The sequence below is a fragment of the Janthinobacterium sp. genome (genome assembly GCF_009923995.1).
GTDB lineage: Bacteria > Pseudomonadota > Gammaproteobacteria > Burkholderiales > Burkholderiaceae_D > Janthinobacterium.
The window spans coordinates 1-16,595 of the sequence record NZ_RFSK01000037.1 but is presented as its reverse complement, the minus strand read 5'-3'; the positions used below and the strand labels follow the sequence as shown (position 1 = coordinate 16,595).

General features: G+C 67.1%; 14 protein-coding genes. 7 read left to right on the top strand and 7 right to left on the bottom strand.

Going from position 1 to position 16,595, the window contains the following annotated elements:
- The first annotated feature begins 26 nt into the window (after window positions 1-26).
- Window positions 27-548 (top strand): MarR family transcriptional regulator, encoded by a 522-nt coding sequence (locus EBS11_RS17960; protein ID WP_290604945.1) that lies wholly within the window; start codon window positions 27-29, stop codon window positions 546-548.
- Here EBS11_RS17960 and EBS11_RS17955 read toward each other — a convergent pair.
- Window positions 545-1,138, bottom strand: coding sequence for a hypothetical protein (locus EBS11_RS17955; RefSeq protein ID WP_290604940.1), 594 nt, complete (start codon window positions 1,136-1,138; stop codon window positions 545-547). The two genes, EBS11_RS17960 and EBS11_RS17955, sit on opposite strands and share 4 nt — an antisense overlap.
- An 88-nt stretch (window positions 1,139-1,226) precedes the next feature.
- Here EBS11_RS17955 and thiL point away from each other — a divergent pair, with 88 nt between their 5' ends.
- Complete coding sequence (thiL, locus tag EBS11_RS17950; RefSeq protein WP_290604938.1) at window positions 1,227-2,207, top strand: thiamine-phosphate kinase; 981 nt, start codon at window positions 1,227-1,229, stop codon at window positions 2,205-2,207.
- A 3-nt stretch (window positions 2,208-2,210) separates the two neighbouring features.
- Here the strand turns inward: thiL and EBS11_RS17945 are convergent, their stop codons facing one another.
- From EBS11_RS17945 to EBS11_RS17935, 3 genes are read right to left on the bottom strand one after another with little or no spacing between them, the layout of a single operon-like run.
- Window positions 2,211-4,787, bottom strand: a complete 2,577-nt coding sequence (locus EBS11_RS17945; RefSeq protein WP_290604936.1) for an EAL domain-containing protein — start codon at window positions 4,785-4,787, stop codon at window positions 2,211-2,213.
- Window positions 4,784-6,814: an ATP-binding protein gene (locus EBS11_RS17940; protein WP_290604934.1), complete on the bottom strand. Its 2,031-nt coding sequence runs from the start codon at window positions 6,812-6,814 to the stop codon at window positions 4,784-4,786. The genes EBS11_RS17945 and EBS11_RS17940 overlap by 4 nt, the downstream gene beginning before the upstream one ends.
- Window positions 6,815-7,432, bottom strand: a complete 618-nt coding sequence (locus tag EBS11_RS17935; RefSeq protein ID WP_290604932.1) for a YfiR family protein — start codon at window positions 7,430-7,432, stop codon at window positions 6,815-6,817.
- Window positions 7,433-7,655: 223 nt separating this feature from the next.
- Between EBS11_RS17935 and EBS11_RS17930 the strand changes: the two genes are divergently transcribed.
- Entirely contained in the window at window positions 7,656-8,138 is a 483-nt protein-coding gene (locus tag EBS11_RS17930; RefSeq protein WP_290604930.1) for a CinA family protein, read from the top strand.
- Here EBS11_RS17930 and EBS11_RS17925 read toward each other — a convergent pair.
- Complete coding sequence (locus tag EBS11_RS17925; protein ID WP_290604928.1) at window positions 8,131-9,900, bottom strand: GGDEF domain-containing protein; 1,770 nt, start codon at window positions 9,898-9,900, stop codon at window positions 8,131-8,133. The two genes, EBS11_RS17930 and EBS11_RS17925, sit on opposite strands and share 8 nt — an antisense overlap.
- A 221-nt stretch (window positions 9,901-10,121) precedes the next feature.
- Between EBS11_RS17925 and EBS11_RS17920 the strand changes: the two genes are divergently transcribed.
- From EBS11_RS17920 to EBS11_RS17905, 4 genes are all read left to right on the top strand, one after another.
- Window positions 10,122-11,051, top strand: coding sequence for a metallophosphoesterase (locus EBS11_RS17920; RefSeq protein ID WP_290604926.1), 930 nt, complete (start codon window positions 10,122-10,124; stop codon window positions 11,049-11,051).
- Window positions 11,052-11,096: 45 nt separating this feature from the next.
- A complete protein-coding gene (locus EBS11_RS17915; protein ID WP_290604924.1) occupies window positions 11,097-11,825 on the top strand; it encodes a hypothetical protein in 729 nt (242 codons plus the stop codon).
- Between the two features lie 187 nt (window positions 11,826-12,012).
- Window positions 12,013-12,219 carry a hypothetical protein gene (locus EBS11_RS17910; RefSeq protein ID WP_290604922.1) on the top strand — a complete coding sequence of 69 codons (207 nt, stop codon included), beginning with the start codon at window positions 12,013-12,015 and terminating at the stop codon, window positions 12,217-12,219.
- Between the two features lie 30 nt (window positions 12,220-12,249).
- Complete coding sequence (locus EBS11_RS17905; RefSeq protein ID WP_290604920.1) at window positions 12,250-15,063, top strand: pitrilysin family protein; 2,814 nt, start codon at window positions 12,250-12,252, stop codon at window positions 15,061-15,063.
- Between the two features lie 6 nt (window positions 15,064-15,069).
- Here the strand turns inward: EBS11_RS17905 and EBS11_RS17900 are convergent, their stop codons facing one another.
- A complete protein-coding gene (locus EBS11_RS17900; RefSeq protein WP_290604918.1) occupies window positions 15,070-15,471 on the bottom strand; it encodes a DUF2809 domain-containing protein in 402 nt (133 codons plus the stop codon).
- A 112-nt stretch (window positions 15,472-15,583) separates the two neighbouring features.
- The gene (locus EBS11_RS17895; RefSeq protein ID WP_290604916.1) at window positions 15,584-16,489 is read right to left on the bottom strand and encodes a LysR family transcriptional regulator; all 906 of its coding nucleotides are present in this window, start codon (window positions 16,487-16,489) and stop codon (window positions 15,584-15,586) included.
- Between the last annotated feature and the right edge of the window lie 106 nt (window positions 16,490-16,595).

Here is a 16,595-nt window from a genome sequence, read left to right as displayed (position 1 = left end):
ACGCTAAGATAGACAGAGGACGCCCCATGACGGATACCCCGCAAGAACACACGCGCGCGCAATTTGCCGCGGCTCAATGGCAGCGCGAACTGCCGCAGATGGACACCAGCGCCATGCAGCTGGTGGGCCAGCTGGGCACGGTAGCGCAGCTGATGGCGCGCGACTGGCTCAACCCCCTGTTCGCCGAACACGGCTTGCAGCCGGGCGAATTCGACGTGCTGGCCACCCTGCGCCGCTCGGGCGCGCCCCATGCCCTGACGCCGACGGCCCTGTACGAGGCGGCCATGCTGTCCTCGGGCGGCATGACCAACCGCATCGACCGCCTGGAAGCGGCGGGACTGATCGAACGCCGCAAGCACCCGACGGACCGGCGCGGCGTACTGGTGGCCCTCACGCCCAGGGGGCTGGAGTTGATCGACAAACTGGTGCTGCTGCACGTGGAGAACGAGCACGCCATGCTGTCGGCGCTGAGCGGGGACGAGCAGCGCCAGCTCGACCGGTTGCTGGCCAAGCTGCTGCAGGGCATGGCGCAGGCGAAGAAGGTTTAAGCGAGCACGCGCGCCAGCTCGCGCAGGGCGGCATGGCCGCGCCTTGCCTGGCGCTGCAATTGTTCCGGCGCACGGTGGCCGTACAGGGCCTGGACGTGGCCCTCGCTGGCGGCGCGCAGGTCGAGCTCGCCCGCGCCGGGGTCGGGTAACTGCCCCTCGACGAGGGTCAAAAAATAATGGCGGGGCGCGCCGCGCAGGTTGGCGGCAAACTGCAGCACCAGGCCGCTGTCGAACAGCAGCGCGCCGCTGTGCGCCCCCGCCTCCAGCAGCAATCGATACGGCGGCAAGGGCCGCCGCGCCGCGCGCAGCACGCTGGCCAGGCGCACCTGATAACCGAGTTCCAGCCCATTCGCGTGCAAGCGGCCGCCTTGCAGATACACCTTGAACGATGCCTGCACGGCCCGGCTGGCGCGGCGGAACCAGCGTTCATCCTCATACAGGCACAGCTGGCCGCCATCGCATAGTTCATCAAAACCGCGCGCCAGCAGTTCCGGCGCCGTGAAACTGGCAAGGCCAACGGCCTGCGGCTCGCGCAGCCAGCCATCGTCAAGATAGGATTGCATCACGGCGTGGATATCGTGGAGGGGCATGGGAAGGTGGACGGTAGTGGCTGGGGCGTCCATTGTAGGCCAGCCTATAATAGGGGCGCCACACCCTCCCTCAACCAGCAGACGAACCATGGCCCCACACGACGCGCTTTCCGAATTCGACCTGATCAAACAATATTTCGTGCGCCAGCGCCCCGGCCGCGCCACCCTGGGCATCGGCGACGATTGCGCGCTGGTGACGCCCGGCGCGGGCAAGCAGATCGCCATCTCGTCGGACATGCTGGTCGAGGACCGGCACTTCTTTGCCGGCGCCGATGCCCGCATGCTGGGGCACAAGAGCCTGGCCGTGAACCTGTCCGACCTGGCCGCCATGGGCGCCCGTCCCGTGGCCTTCACCCTGGCCCTGGCCCTGCCGCAGGCCGACCGCGCCTGGCTGGCCGGCTTTGCCGAAGGCCTGTTTGCCCTGGCCGACGCCTTTGATTGCGAACTGATCGGCGGCGACACCACCAAGGGTCCCTTAAATATCTGCATCACCGTCTTTGGCGAACTGGCGCCGGGCCAGGCCTTGCGCCGCAGCGCGGCCGTGGCGGGCGACGACATCTGGGTCAGCGGCACGGTGGGCGACGCGCGCCTGGCGCTGGCCGGCTACCGCATGGAGCAGGAGCTGTCGCCAGCCGACCTGCTGACGGCGGCGGCGCGCATGCATACGCCCACGCCGCGCGTGGCGCTGGGCTGCGCGCTGGCGGAACAGGGCCTGGCGCATGCGGCCATCGACATCTCGGACGGCCTGGCGGGCGACCTGGCACACATCTTGAAGGCGTCGCGGGTGGGCGCCACCCTGGACGTCGATGCCCTGCCGGCCGGTCCCATCCTGGCGCAGCAGGACACGGCCCTGCGGCGGCGCTACACGGCCGCCGGCGGCGACGACTATGAACTGTGCTTCACGGCGCCGGCATCGTCGCGCGAGGCCATCGCCGCCCTGGCCATCGCCTGCGGCACGCCCGCCACCCGCGTGGGCCGCATCGAGGCGGCACCGGGCCTGCGCCTGGTGGATGCAACGGGACAGCCACTCGATCTGCGCCTGGCGTCCTTCGACCACTTCAGCGCATAAGGTCTACCGCACCGTCACGCGCGCCAGCCCCGGCTGGTTCACCATCCAGTAGTGCTGGAAGGCCAGGCGGATGTTGTCGCGCAGCTGGATGTCGTCCCACGGCTTCGTATAAAACCGGTAGATGGCGCCCCGGTTGATGGAGTCGAGCACGGCTTCCAGGCCCGTGTAGCCGGAGAGGATGATGCGGATGGTTTCGGGGTACAGTTCCTTGACCTTGCTCAGGAACTCCGTGCCGCTCATGCTCGGCATGCGCTGGTCGCAGACGATGACGTGCACGCGGTGCAGGGCCAGCATCTCGAAGCCTTCGGCCGGCGTGCTGGCCGTGAGGATCTGGTAGCCCTCGGGACGGAACAGGCGGTGCAGCGACGACAGCACGTTGACGTCGTCGTCGACGATCAGCAGGGTCTGCGCCGGCTGGGCGGCCGGATCGTGGCCGGGCGGCAAGCCGGCGCCGGCGGCGATCATCTGCCCCAGCTCCAGCGCCGGCAGGGCGCGGCTGAAATAGAAGCCCTGGATTTCATCGCAGCGGTTGCGCCGCAGGTATTCCAGCTGCGGGCGCGATTCCACGCCTTCGGCCACCACGCTCAGCTTCAGGCTGTGCGCCATGCTGACGATGGCCAGGGCGATGGCGGCGTCGTTCGGGTTGCTGGTGATGTTGCGCACGAAGGCGATGTCGATCTTCAGCTTGTCGATGGGGAAGCGCTGCAGGTAGGCCAGGCTGGAATAGCCGGTGCCGAAATCGTCGATGGCCACCTTCACGCCGATTTTCTTCAGCTTGCCCAGCACGACGATGGTGCGCTCCGCATTCGACATCAGCGCCGTTTCCGTCAGTTCCAGCTCCAGCAGTTCCGGCGCCACCTGGTACTGCGCCAGCGCGCGCGTCACCTCGCCTTCCAGGTCGCCCTCGGCAAACTGGCGGCTCGACACGTTCACGGCCACGTGCACGGGTCCCACTTCGCTGTCGCGCCATTCGGCGATCTGGCGGCAGGCGGCGTGGATCACCCAGGCGCCCACGCGCACGATCAGGCCCGTGTCTTCCAGCACCGGCACGAATTCGGCCGGCGCCACCAGGCCGTAGCCGGGGCGGCGCCAGCGCAGCAGCGCTTCCACGCCGCTGATGCGGCCCGTGCGCAAGTCCACCTTGGGCTGGTAGTACAGGATGAACTGCTCATGTTCGAGCGCATGGCGCAGCGCCAGTTCCAGGTCCAGGCGCGCCAGCACCTGCACGTTCATGCCGGCCGTGAAGAAGCGGTAGCCGTCGCGGCCCGCCTGCTTGGCGCCGCCCATGGCCGTATTCGCATATTTGATGAGCGTTTCCGGATCCAGCGCATCGTCGGGATACATGGCGATGCCGATGCTGGCCGTCAGGGTGGCCGCGTGGCCGCGCAGGTCGAACGGCGCGCGCAGGGTTTCGCGCACCTGGTTGGCCACTGCCACGGCCTCCTGCTGGTTGCGGCTCATGGTCAATATCAGCGCAAATTCGTCGTTGCCCAGGCGCCCCACCGTGTCGCGCAGGCGCACGCATTCGACCAGGCGGTTGCTGAACTGGCGCAGCAGCTCGTCGCCCAGCGCCGCGCCCAGGGTGTCATTGATGCTTTTAAAACGGTCGAGGGCGATGAACAGCACGACGATGCGCCAGCTCTTTTCCTGCGCCAGTTCGACAGCCTGGGCCAGGGTCTGGTAGAACAGGCTGCGGTTCGGCAGTCCCGTCAGGCCGTCGTAATGGGCCAGGTGCTTCAGCCGTTCCTGCGCCTGGCGCCGCTCGCTGATGTCGCGCGCCACGGCGATCAGCAGCAGGCCGCCCGTGGCCGGCTCGCCCGCCACGGGCGATTGCGCATACCAGTGCCAGCCCAGCTCCACGGGCACCAGGCCCAGGTCGCGCCGCACCAGTTCGCATTCCGTCACTTCCGTGGCCAGGTGGGCCGAACCGCCCTGCAGCGCGGCCAGCGGCGCCGGCGGCGGCGACGGCAGCAGGGCGCCCGGCGCCAGCGACAGCAGTTCGCCGCGCGCATAGCCGAGCAGGCGGCAGGCGCCGTCGTTGGCGTCGACCAGGGCCATGCCCAGCACGTCGACGAGGAAGATGGCGTCCGTGGTGGCATCCATGGCGCCGCGGAAGCGCTGCAGTTCGGCCGTGCGCTGGCCCACCGTGCGCTCCAGCAGCGCGTTGTAGTGGCGCGCGGCGCGGTGCAGCAGCCGCACTTCGAGCATGTTGCGGATGCGCGTGAGCACTTCCAGCGCGTCGAAGGGCTTGCTGATGAAGTCGCGCGCGCCCGCCTCCAGCGCCGCCAGCTTGGCGTCCGGGTCGGCGGCGATCACCAGCACGGGCAGGTAGCCTTCCAGCTCCAGCGGGCGCAGCGCATCCATCACGGCGTAGCCGCTCATGGCGGGCATCACCAGGTCGAGGATGATCAGGTCGAACTGGTGGCGCTGGTGCAGGCCCGCCACGGCGCGCGCGTCGAGGGTGCTGGTGATGGCCGTGTAGCCGCCGCTTGCCAGCAGGTGTTCGAGCAGGCGCAGGTTGACTTCCTGGTCGTCGACGACGAGGATCTTGGCGCCATAGATGTCGGCTTGGCTGATCATGGCGCGCCCGTGCCTTTCTGCCGGCGCTGCTGCGCCACGTAGGCCAGGGTGCTGTTGATCGCCTCGGTAAATTCCTCGAGGTTGATCGGCTTGGTCAGGTAGCGGTAGAAGCCCATCGCCATGCTGCGCTCGACGTCGCCCGGCATGGCGTTGGCCGTCAGGGCGATGACGGGGATGTGCGCCGTGCGCGGGTCGGCGCGCAGCAGCTGCAAGGCGTCGGTGCCGTTAATGTGCGGCAGGTTGATATCCATCAAGATCAGCTGCGGCAAATGGCTGCGCGCCATCTCCACGCCCAGGCGGCCATCCCTGGCCGTCAGCAGCTGCAACTGGGGGCAGTAGCGCACGATTTCCTCGACCAGGGTCAGGTTGGCGGGATTGTCTTCCACGTACAGCAGGGTGACGGGGGCGCTGTTGTCGAGCAGGGCGCCGGCCAGGTCGGGCCGCGGCAGGCCCGGCGACACGGGCTCTGGCACGCTGGCGGCCGCGCGCAGCTCGATCCAGAAGGTGCTGCCGACGCCCGCCTCGCTGCTCACGCCGATGTGGCCATCCATCAGTTCCACCAGGCGCTTGGTGACGACCAGGCCGATGCCGCTGCCCTCTTCCGTGCCGCCTTCCTGGCCCAGGCGGTTGAAGGGCTGGAACAGCAGCGCCACCTGTTCGCCATCGAGGCCCATGCCCGTGTCGCGCACGCTGATGCGCACGCGCCCGCCCGGCTGCGGCGCGCAGGCGATGCGCACTTCGCCATGCTCGCGGTTGTACTTGAGCGCGTTCGACAGCAGGTTCAGCAGGATCTGCTTGAGGCGCGTGCGGTCGGCCAGCACGTTCAGGGGGCAGGCGTCGGGGAAGGTCATGCCGATGCCGCGCTGACTGGCCAGCGGCGCGATCATGTCGCGGCATTCCAGCAGGATGGCGTCCAGCGCCACCGGTTCCAGCGACAGGTTCACCGTGCCCGACTCGACCTTCGCCAGGTCGAGGATTTCATTGATCAATGTCAACAAATGGCGCCCCGACTTCAGGATGTGGCCGGCGAATTCCTTCTTTTGCGCCAGGGTCGACGGCAGGCGGTCGGAGCTGAGGATTTGCGCGAAGCCGAGGATGGCATTCAGGGGCGTGCGCAATTCATGGCTCATCGACGACAGGAAGGCCGACTTGGCATAGTTGGCGCTGCGCGCCTCTTCCATCGCCATGGCCAGCTCGCCGTTCGTCATTTCCAGCTGCACCGTGCGTTCATGCACGCGCACTTCCAGCTCCTGGTTCAGGCGCATGACTTCCTGCTGCGCCTGGGCGCGCTGCTCGGCCTCGCGCGCCAGCTCGCCGTTCGAGCGCTCCAGCGCCTGCGTGCGCAGTTCGATCTCGGCCAGCATCTTGTTGAAGGAATCGACCAGCTGCGCCACCTCGTCGGCGCTGAGCTTGCGCGCGCGGCGCGAATAGTCGCCCGTCTCGATGACCTCGCGCGCCACGTCGGCGATGTCGACGATGGGCTGGGTGATGACGTAGTCGAGGCGGCGCAGCAGCAGCAAGGCCACCAGCAGCGCCAGCACCGTCACTCCCAGGGCGATGGCCAGGTAATCGGCCGTGCGGCCCGCCAGTTCATAGTCGGCGCGCAGGTACACCGTGCCCAGCAGCTCTCCATTGTCGACGATGGGCTTGAACAATTCCACGGAATTGCCGGCGATGCTTTCGCCTTCCTTGCCCACCTGCGCCGGCAGCGCGCCCACGCCCTCGTTGGCGCGGTAGCTGGCAAACAGGCTGCCGTCGGCCTTGTACAGGGCGCCGGCCGTCACGCGCGGACGGATGCGCATCAGGTTGAGGTTTTCCAGCGCCAGGCGCTCGTCGTCGAAGGCCAGCGCGGCCGAACTCATGTGCCCCAGCAGCTCGGCCTGGGTACTGATGTCGGCCACCAGGTTGCGGTGGTAGACGCGCAGGTCGTACACGACGATGGTGCCCAGCGAGATGACGAGCGCCACCAGGGTAGTCAGCAGGACCACCGACATCAGCTTGCGGCGGATGGAACGCAGCCGTATCATCTAGGCGCCCCCCGTCTGCACGCGGTAGGCGGCCAGCAGCATGCGCGCGCTGATGCGGATGTGCGCCTGCGCCACGGGCTTCAGGGCCACGTCGAAGCGCACCTTGTCCTCGGCCATCACAAAATTGATCATGCTGCCCATGGCATAGACCTCATCGGAATCGGAGACCGTCAGCAACGCCAGGCCACGGCTGGCGGCCAGCATTTCCTGCAGCGTCGCCTTGTCCAGCGCGCCCAGGTACAGCACGTGCAGGCCGGCCAGCGGCTCGCCGCGCCGCACTTTCTTCACCTGCACGCTGCGCCCGTTGACGCTGTGCCCGGCCACGCTCAGTTCCAGCTGATCGGCCAGCGCATCGGCGCCGGCCACGCCGATCACCAGCGGCGCATCGGGCCGGGCAAAGCTGCCATCGGGCCATTCGACGAACCCGGCAAACTTGTACAGATACGCCGCCTTCACCTGGCGTTCCAGCTCGGCCGGCACCTGCGCCCCCGCATCGGCGCACAGGGCGCCCAGCAGCAGCAATAGCCAGCCCCAGCGGAGAGGGCCGCGGCCGGCGCCACGCAAGGGGCTACGCAGGGGGCCGCGCTGCTGCCGCCAGGTCCAGTTCAGAAATGCCATGACAACCGAGTAAAGATAATGCATTCGAAGGCGCGGCGCCATGCCGCGTCCCTATTCGGGCGATGCGAACCAGGGCGGCGCGGCGGCAGACCGCCTGCCTGCCCATATTGGTAGCAAATGTATAAAAGAGTGTACGCATTTTCGCCGATACCGGGGAAAGTTTCTTTTACCGTACGCCATGCTACAGTCACGCTTCCTCCCCCACCGCACACAGGCATCCCGCATGGACAACGCGCTCTTCCCCCTTTCCACCGCCGTCGGCCACGCCTTGCAGGCCCGCGGCCTGCTGCTGGCCACGGCCGAATCGTGCACGGGCGGCGGCGTGGCGCAGACCGTCACCGATGTCGGCGGCTCCAGCGCCTGGTTCGAGCGGGGCTTCGTCACCTATTCGAACGCCGCCAAGACCGCCATGCTGGGCGTGCCGGCCGACCTGATCGCCGCGCATGGCGCCGTCAGCGAGGAAGTGGCCGCCGCCATGGCGCAGGGCAGCCTGGCCCACAGCGACGCCCAGGTGGCCGTCTCGACCACGGGCATCGCCGGCCCCACGGGGGGCGTGCCCGGCAAGCCCGTCGGCACCGTCTGCTTCGGCTGGGCCCGCGCCGGCCACGTGCACACGGAACGGCTGGTGTTTGCGGGCGACCGGCAAGCCGTGCGCGAACAGGCCGTCGCCCATGCCCTGCAGGGGCTATTGCGATTTATCAAGTAGGATCGGCAACGCAGGCGCGGTCGCGGCCCGCCTGTTTCGCCGCATACAGGGCGCTGTCGGCGCGCATCAGCAATTCGTGGCGGCCCGCGCCGTGGCGCGGGTATTCGGCGATGCCGGCCGAAAAGGTGCAGCCCGTCAAGCTGTGCGGCGCCTGGCGGATCAGCAACTGGCGGTAGCGCGCGGCGATATCGTCGATCTTGTGCGCGGCGATGACGCTGTCGGCTTCGCGCAACAGCAGGCAGAACTCCTCGCCGCCGTAGCGGCACAGCATGTCGCTGCCGCGCAGCTGGCTTTCCACCAGGCGCGCGAACTGGATCAGCACCTCGTCGCCAAAATTGTGGCCGAAGGTGTCGTTGACGCGCTTGAAGAAGTCCAGGTCGATGATGGCGATGGTCACGGGCGCCTGGGCGTCGGCCTCGTGCAGGATGGCATTGAGGCAGGTTTCGAAATGGCGGCGGTTGTACAGGCCCGTCAGGTGGTCGCGCATGGCCTGCTCCTTCAGGCTGTCCTGCAGGGAATTGACGTGCAGGATCTGGTGCGCCAGCTCGCGGTTCAGGTGCTCGAGCTTGAGGTTTTCCGACTCGCGCGCCGCCTGCAGCTCCAGCGCCTTGTCGCGCTCGGCCTTCAGGCTGTGCATTTCCTTTTCCAGGTTGCGCATCAGGCTGCGCGAGGCGCGCGCCGACTTGCTGCTGGCCTCGAACGCGGCCTGGTATTGCTGCAGATAGCCATAGGCGGCCTGCCATTGCCCCAGCCGGGCGTTGATCTCGGCCAGCCCGCGCAGGATCTGCTGCTGGTGAAACGGATTGCGCGTCCAGCTCAGCAGGCTGTGCGCCTGCGTCAGCGAGGCCAGCGCCTGCGCCGTCTGGCCCGCGTCCAGGTCCAGCTTGCCGCGCACCAGCCACGCGTGCATCTGCTCTTCCAGGTCCTGGCCCCGGCGCGCATATTCCTCGGCGCGCAGCAGCAGCTGCAGGGCGCTGGCCGGCTGCTGCAGCAGGATGGCCGCATGGGCGGCAATGCAGAAGAGGAAGGCGCGGATGGCCAGGTCTTCTTCCGGCCACTCATAGAACGGCTCGACCAGCGCCAGCGCCTCGGCCGGCTTGCCCGTGGCCAATAAGCACATGGCCAGGTTGGCCGAGACGATGGTTTGCTGGTATTTGAGCTTTTGCGTGCCGATGATCTCGAGCGCCTCGACCAGCAGGGGGATGGCGTCTTCGTCATTGCCCAGGTCGTGCTGCGACGACGCCAGGTTCGACAGGCTGTTGACCCGGTGCGCGGGGCTGCCGAAGCGCTCGGCGATATCCAGCGCCAGCAGGAAATTGCGCGGGCCGTCCTGCGTGTCGCCGCGGTTCAGGGCATCGACGCCCAGCCGCGCATACAGCATGAACTTATGCAGCGAGTCGGGAATCTGCGCGGCCTGCGTGCGCGCCTGCAAGAAATGCTGCTCCGCCTCGGCAAAGTCGCCGCGCCGGCTCGCATACGCGCCCTGCAGGGCGGCGACCTCCATGCCGCCTTCGAGGTCGCCCGTCTGCCGGAAATAGTCGCGCAAGCCGCCGCACGGCGGTTCGGCCTCGCCCCCGTAATAGGCCAGCCAGCAATGATTGAGTTCCGCATACGCGGCGCCGCGTCCATATTGCTGGCGCTGCGCCGCCGCCAGCGCCATCTGTGCCAGCCGCCGCGCCTGGCGGCGGTTGCCGACGAGGCAAGACAGGGCCTGCTGATTCAGGCGGTCGATGTCGGCTTTATCGAGACTGGAGATCGGCACTGCTTCCTCATGCACACTCTGGCGTGGATGGTTCACAAAAAAATTGCTCTGCAACAATGGTATCCTGATTAACATCATAACCAGATTCGTTCTTCCCCATGGCAACTTTGCAAAGGATTGTGGTAAAAATGCCAGTTGCCATGGGACAGCGCCATGGTTGCCCTATACGTCAAAAAGAACTATTCTCAACCATCGCCAGACACCCCCGCCACGCCGCCTTCATGACCCTGTTCACGCGCCCGCCCCTTTGCCTGCCACTGCCCTGCCTGCTGCTGCTTGCCGGCTGCGCCGCCGCACCGGCGGGACAGGAGCCGGCCGGCCCGCCCTTGCAGGGACCCGCCTACACCGTGTACGCGGCCGGCGACATCGCCGACTGCCGCCAGCGGGGCTGGGCCTACACGGGAGCGGCGCAGACGGCCGACCTGATCGCGGGCGAACTGGCCGACAAGCCCCGCGCGGCCGTGCTGAGCCTGGGAGACCATACCTATCCGGCGGGCCTGGCGGCGGAATTTCGCGATTGCTACGCGCCCACCTGGGGCCGCTTCAAGGAGCGCACCTTCCCCACTCCGGGCAACCATGAATACTACGGCTCGCGGGAGGCCAGCGGCTATGCCGCCTATTTCGGCCGCCCCGACTACTACAGCTTTGAACTGGGCGCCTGGCACGTGATTTCCCTCAACAGCCACCTGCCGGCCGCGCGCCTGGCGGAACAGCTGGCCTGGCTGCGGGACGACCTGGCGCGCCACCCGCGGCGCTGCACCCTCGCCTACTGGCATGCGCCGCTGTACAGTTCCGGCGGGCATATCGCGCCGAAAACCATGCAGCCGGCCTGGCAAGCCCTGTATGACGCGGGCGCGGAACTGGTGCTGTCGGGCCATGACCACGACTACGAACGCTTCGCGCCGCAGGATGCGCAAGGCAAGGTCGACACGCAGCGCGGCGTGCGCCAGTTCGTCGTCGGCACGGGCGGCGCCTTCCTGACGCCCTTCTTTTACCTGATGCCGCACAGTGAAATGCGCGACAACAGCAGCCATGGCGTGCTGAAGCTGCGCCTGCACGACGATGGCTACAGCTGGCAATACCTGGGCGTGCCCGACGACGGGCAAGTGAAGCGCCCGGCCCCCGACAGCGGCATGGCCCGCTGTCACTGATCCCGATTTCTGACGCAACTGACGCAACAACCTGGAGTAGTCGCAATGCAAAACACGGTACATTTCATCCTGCAGGGCAAGGGTGGCATCGGCAAGACCCTCGTCTCGACCCTGCTGGCGCAATGGATGGGCGGCAAGGACAGCACGCCCCTGCGCTGCTATGACACCGATCAGGAAAACGCCACCTTTTCGCGCTACAAGGCGATGAATGTCAAACACGTGCCCGTGATGACGGATGCGCGCAACATCGATCCGAAGCGCTTCGACGCGCTGATGATCGACATCCTCGAAGACGACGGCAACTGCGTGGTCGACAATGGCGCCAACACCTTTTCGCCCCTGATGGGCTATCTGCTGGAAAACGACTGTTTTTCCCTGCTGGAAGAATCGGGCCGCAAGGTCTACATCCACACCATCGTCGGCGGCGGCGACACCCTGCACGACACGGCCACGGGCTTTGTTGCCACGGCGCAATCGACGAAGGTGCCGCTGGTGCTGTGGCAGAACGAGCACTTCGGCCTGCTGCAATCGGCGTCCGGCAAGCAGTTCATCGAATCGCAATCGTATGCCGACAACCGCGCGCGCGTGAAAGGCAGCATCACCTTGAGCCAGCGCAATCCCGACACCTTCGGCGCGGACGTCAAGAAGATGAACACGGCGCGCCTGACGATGCAGGAAGTGCTGCAGAACGACAAGTTCAACATCATGGAAAAGCAGCGCATCAAGGTCGTCTACCGCGACATCTTCGAACAGCTCGACAAGGTGCAGTGGTAGATGGACCCGCATAAACTGCGCACGCAGGTGTTCGACAAGACGGGCATCAAGATCGACGTCGACGACCCCGTATTCGCCCTGGTGGCGCTGAACGAAGCGGTGCTGGCGGAAACCGTCGGGCGCCAGCTGGCCCTGCTGGAAGGGGCCACGGAGGCGCTGGCGGCGCAGGCGCGCGCTGAGGCTGTAATTGCCGGCCGCCGCCCCGCCCCCCTCCGTGCCGCAGACGCCCGTGTCCGCGCCATCGCCGGCCGGCTTCACGCCGCGCGAATGGCGCCTGCTGGGCGCCGCCGCCATCGTTTCCCTCGCCAGCGCCCTGCTCGTGCTGGGCGGCGCGGCCCTGCTCTACAAGAGCACGCCCGCGGCGCCCCCCACGCAAGCCACAAGCCAACCGTAGCATCCTACCAACCCCTCTCTGGAAGCACGCATGAAACCGATCAAACTGCTGGCCATACCCGCCCTGATGCTGTCGCTGTACGGCGCCCCGTCCACCGTCGTCCACGCCGCCGCTGCGGCCGCCGCGACGGGAGCGACCAGCGTGCCGAGTACGGCCTACGAGAAATACACGCTGCCGAACGGCCTGGACGTGATCCTCGTGGAAGACCATAAATTGCCCGTCACGGCCGTCAACATCTGGTACCACGTGGGACCGGCAAATGAAGCGCCGGGGCTGACGGGCTTTGCCCACCTGTTCGAGCACATGATGTTTGCCGCCACCAAGCACGTGCCGCGCGGCATGGCCGACCAGCTGCTGGAGGGAGCGGGCGCCACGGATTCGAACGGCAGCACGGATTTCGACCGCACCAATTACTTCGACACGGTGCCGTCGAACCAGCTGGAACTGGCCCTGTGGGCCCATTCCGACCGCATGGGCTACCTGCTGGACGTGCTCGACCAGACGGCATTGACGAACCAGCAGGACGTGGTGCGCAACGAGCGCCGCCAGAGCGTGGAAAACGCGCCCTACGGCATCGTGCAGGAGGCCCTGTACCACCAGCTGTTTCCGAAGAACCATCCGTATTACGCCAGCGTCATCGGTTCGCACGCGGACATCCAGAACGCGAAACTGGACGACATCAAGGAATTCTTTACCAAGTACTATGGCCCCAACAATGCCAGCCTGGTGATCGCCGGCGACATCGACAAGGCGAAGACCAAGGAGCTGGTCAACAAATACTTCGGCAGCTTCAAGAGCGGCCCGGCCGTGCCGAAACCCGATGTCGTCACGCCGCCCATCACGCAGGAACGCCGCATCGTGGTGCAGGACCGGGTCGAGCTGCCGCGCGTCTTCATGGCCTGGCTGACGCCGTCCGCCTATGCCCCTGACGACGCGGAACTGACGATGGCCGCGCAGATCCTGGCCGGCGGCAAGTCCAGCCGTCTGTATAAATCCATGGTGTACGACAAGCAGATCGCGCAGGACGTGGGCGCCAACCAGAGCTCGAACGCCCTCGCCTCCGTGTTTACCGTGGACGTGACGGCCCGTCCCGGCCACCAGCCCGAGGAAATCGAGCAAGCCATGCAGGCGGAACTGGAGCAGCTGCGCGCCAACGGCCCCACGGAGAAGGAGCTGGAACGGGCCCGCAACAGCATCGAGACGAGCTTGCTGATCCAGGTGGAAAAAGTGGGCGGCAATGCCAACATGATGAACCAGTACAACCAGTACCTGGGCGATCCCGGCTACCTGGCCAAGGATATCGAGCGCTACCGCCAGGTGACGGCGGCCGGCGTGCAGCGCGCCGTGGACACCTACCTGAAGAACCAGTCACGCGTGGTCGTGTATGGCGTGCCGGGCAAGCCGGACCTGGGTCCGGAAGTGGCGACGCCCGCGCCGGGCAAGGTCAAGGCTGCACCGGGCACGGCCATCAACCCGGACGAGCCGTGGCGCAACGCGGTGCCGAAGGCGGGTCCCGCGCCAAAGCTTGTTCTGCCGCAAGCGACGTCCTTCACCCTGAGCAACGGCTTGACCGTGATCCACAACTACAACCCGGCCGTGCCCCTCGTCTCCAGCCAGCTGGTGGTGAAGAGCGGCTCGGGCGCCAATCCGCTGGCGCAGCCGGGCTTGTCGAGCTTCACGGCGCAGTTGCTGCAGGAAGGCACGGCCACGCGCAGCGCGCCGCAGATCGCCGACGACGTGGCGCAGCTGGGCACCTTCCTGGGCACCGGCTCCGGCGCGGATGCCTCGTTCGCCCAGTTGACCTCGCTCAAGTCCACCTTCCCGCAGGCGCTCGACGTGCTGGCCGACGTGGTGCAGCACCCGCAGTTCCCGCAAGAAGAGGTGGAACGCCAGCGCGCCAGCCGCCTCGGCGAACTGGCGCAGCAGCGCGAAAACGCGGCGGCCGTGGCGGCCCGCGTGGAAGCGGCCGCCCTGTACGGCCCGCAACATCCCTACGGTTACATCCAGCTGGGCACGGAAGCGGCCCTGAAAGCCACGCGCCGTGCCGACCTGCAAGGCTACTGGCAGCAGCACTACCTGCCCAACAATGCGGCCCTGATCGTCTCGGGCGACATCGGCGCAGCGGAACTGAAGGCCCTGGCCGAAGCCAAGTTCGGCAGCTGGAAGGCGGGCACGGTGGCCGCCCCGGTAGCGGCGGCGCCGCAGACGACGAAGGCGCGGCTGATCCTCGTCGACAAGCCGGGTGCGCCGCAGACGGCCGTGCGCCTGTCGGCCATCGGCGTGGCCCGCGCCACGCCCGACTATGCGCCGCTGCAAGTGATGAACGCGGCGCTGGGCGGCCTGTTTACTAGCCGCCTGAGCAATAATTTGCGCGAAGAGAAGGGCTACACGTATGGCGTGCGCTCGCACTTCCAGTACCGTAGCCAGCCGGGACCGTTCTCGATAGCCGCCGGCGTGCGCACCGACGTGACGGGTCCGGCCGTGTCGGAAACCTTCAAGGAAATCCGCGCCATGATCGCCAAGCCGCTCACGGCCAAGGAATTGTCGAATGCGCGCAATTCGCAGGTGCTGTCGCTGCCGGGCCAGTTCGAGACGAATGCCAGCATCAGCAGCAGCATGGCCAACACGTATATCTACGGCCTGGGCCTCGACTATTACAGCACCTTGCCGCAGCGCTTTGCGGGCGTGACGGACAAGCAGGTGCAGCAGATGGCGAAGAAATACCTGCAGCCGGAAACGCTGATCGTCATCGGCGTGGGCGACAAGGCGAAGATCGCCCCGCAATTGACCAAGCTCAAGCTGGCGCCCGTGGAACTGCGCGATGCGGAGGGGAACGTCAAGTAATCGGGTTCAGCGGCGCTTGAACAGCGCCGCTGCATCCACCAGCGCCGCGATCGCCACGCCCGCCACGTAGGCGATCAGGTCGCCCCAGGCGAAGGTCGACCCCAGCACCAGGTGGCCCAGCGGATGGGCGCGCAGCGCGACGAGCCACGGCGTCTGGACCAGCTGGCCAAATTCCACGGCAAAGCAGATCAGCAGCGCGATCAGCGCCAGCGGCCATGTGCGCATGCGCGTGGCGATGGCGCCCAGCGCAAAGACGATCATCATGGCCCACAGGGCGTCGCCCGGATACTTGCCGAGCGCGGCGGGAACGAATTGGGGAAAGGCGCGCGAGGCCAGGCCCAGCGCGATGACAGCCACGGTCGCGCCCACCTGCAGCAGGCGGCGGCGTTCAGGTTTTACCAGGAACATATTTCCATTCAGAGACACGATACGGGCCGACCCATTGCGGACCGTATTTGTTGTATGCCGATATTGTACTGCGCGGCCGTGTCCGCCTGTAGCCTATTGCGCCTGGGCACGCTCATCCCAGGTCGACATGTTCCGCCAAGAAATCGAGGAAGACGCGCACGCGCAGCGGCACGTGCCCGCCCTGCCCCACAAAGACGGCATGCACGTCCTCGCTGTCGCCCGGGTTGTACCCCTCCAGCAGCGCCAGCAGGCGCCCGGCGGCGATGTCGGCGCGCACCTGGAAGGCGGCCAGGCGCGCCAGTCCCAGTCCCGCCAGCGCCAGCTGCCGCAAGGCTTCGCCATCGCTGGCCTGGGCATTGCCTATGACAGGCACGACGATGTCGCCCTCGGGCAGGCGCAGCGGCCAGCCGGCGCGGGCGCGCGCATAATTGGCGTCGAGCAAGTTGTGCGCCGCCAGCTCGGCGGGCACCTGCGGCGTGCCGCGCCGCGCCAGGTAGGCGGGCGATGCGACGATCGCCATGCGCGTCTGGCCCAGCTTGCGCGCCAGCAGGCTGGAGCTTTTCAGGGGGCCGGCCCGCACGGCCACGTCCGCGCGCTGGCCGAGGATGTCGACCACTTCGTCCGTCAGCACGATATCGAGCGTCACTTGCGGATAGCGCTCCAGGAACAGCGGCGCCAGCGGCAGCAGGAAATGCTGGCCGAAGGGCACGTTCGCATTCACCTTGATCTTGCCGCGTGGCACATCCTGCACGCCGGCGCAGCGCTCGGCCTCGTCCAGGGCCGCCAGCACGTGTATTCCCCGCTCGTACAGGCCGCAGCCCTCGGCCGTCAGCTGCAGCTGGCGCGTGGAGCGGTTCAGCAGGCGCGCGCCGAGGCGCGCCTCCAGCCGCGAGACGAGCTTGCTGACGGCCGACGGCGTCATGCCGCAGGCGCGCGCGGCGGCGGAAAAGCCGCCCAGCTCGGCCACGCGCACGAACACTTCCAGCTCGCCGGAACGGTTGACATCCAGTCTTGCCATTGTGAATTCAACTCATAAATGTTCTTCAATGAGATAGTCTAGTGCATAAATGGCTTTGCTTGCATCATGCGCCCATTCCCCTTGATGATGCGAGCTCCCATGCAAC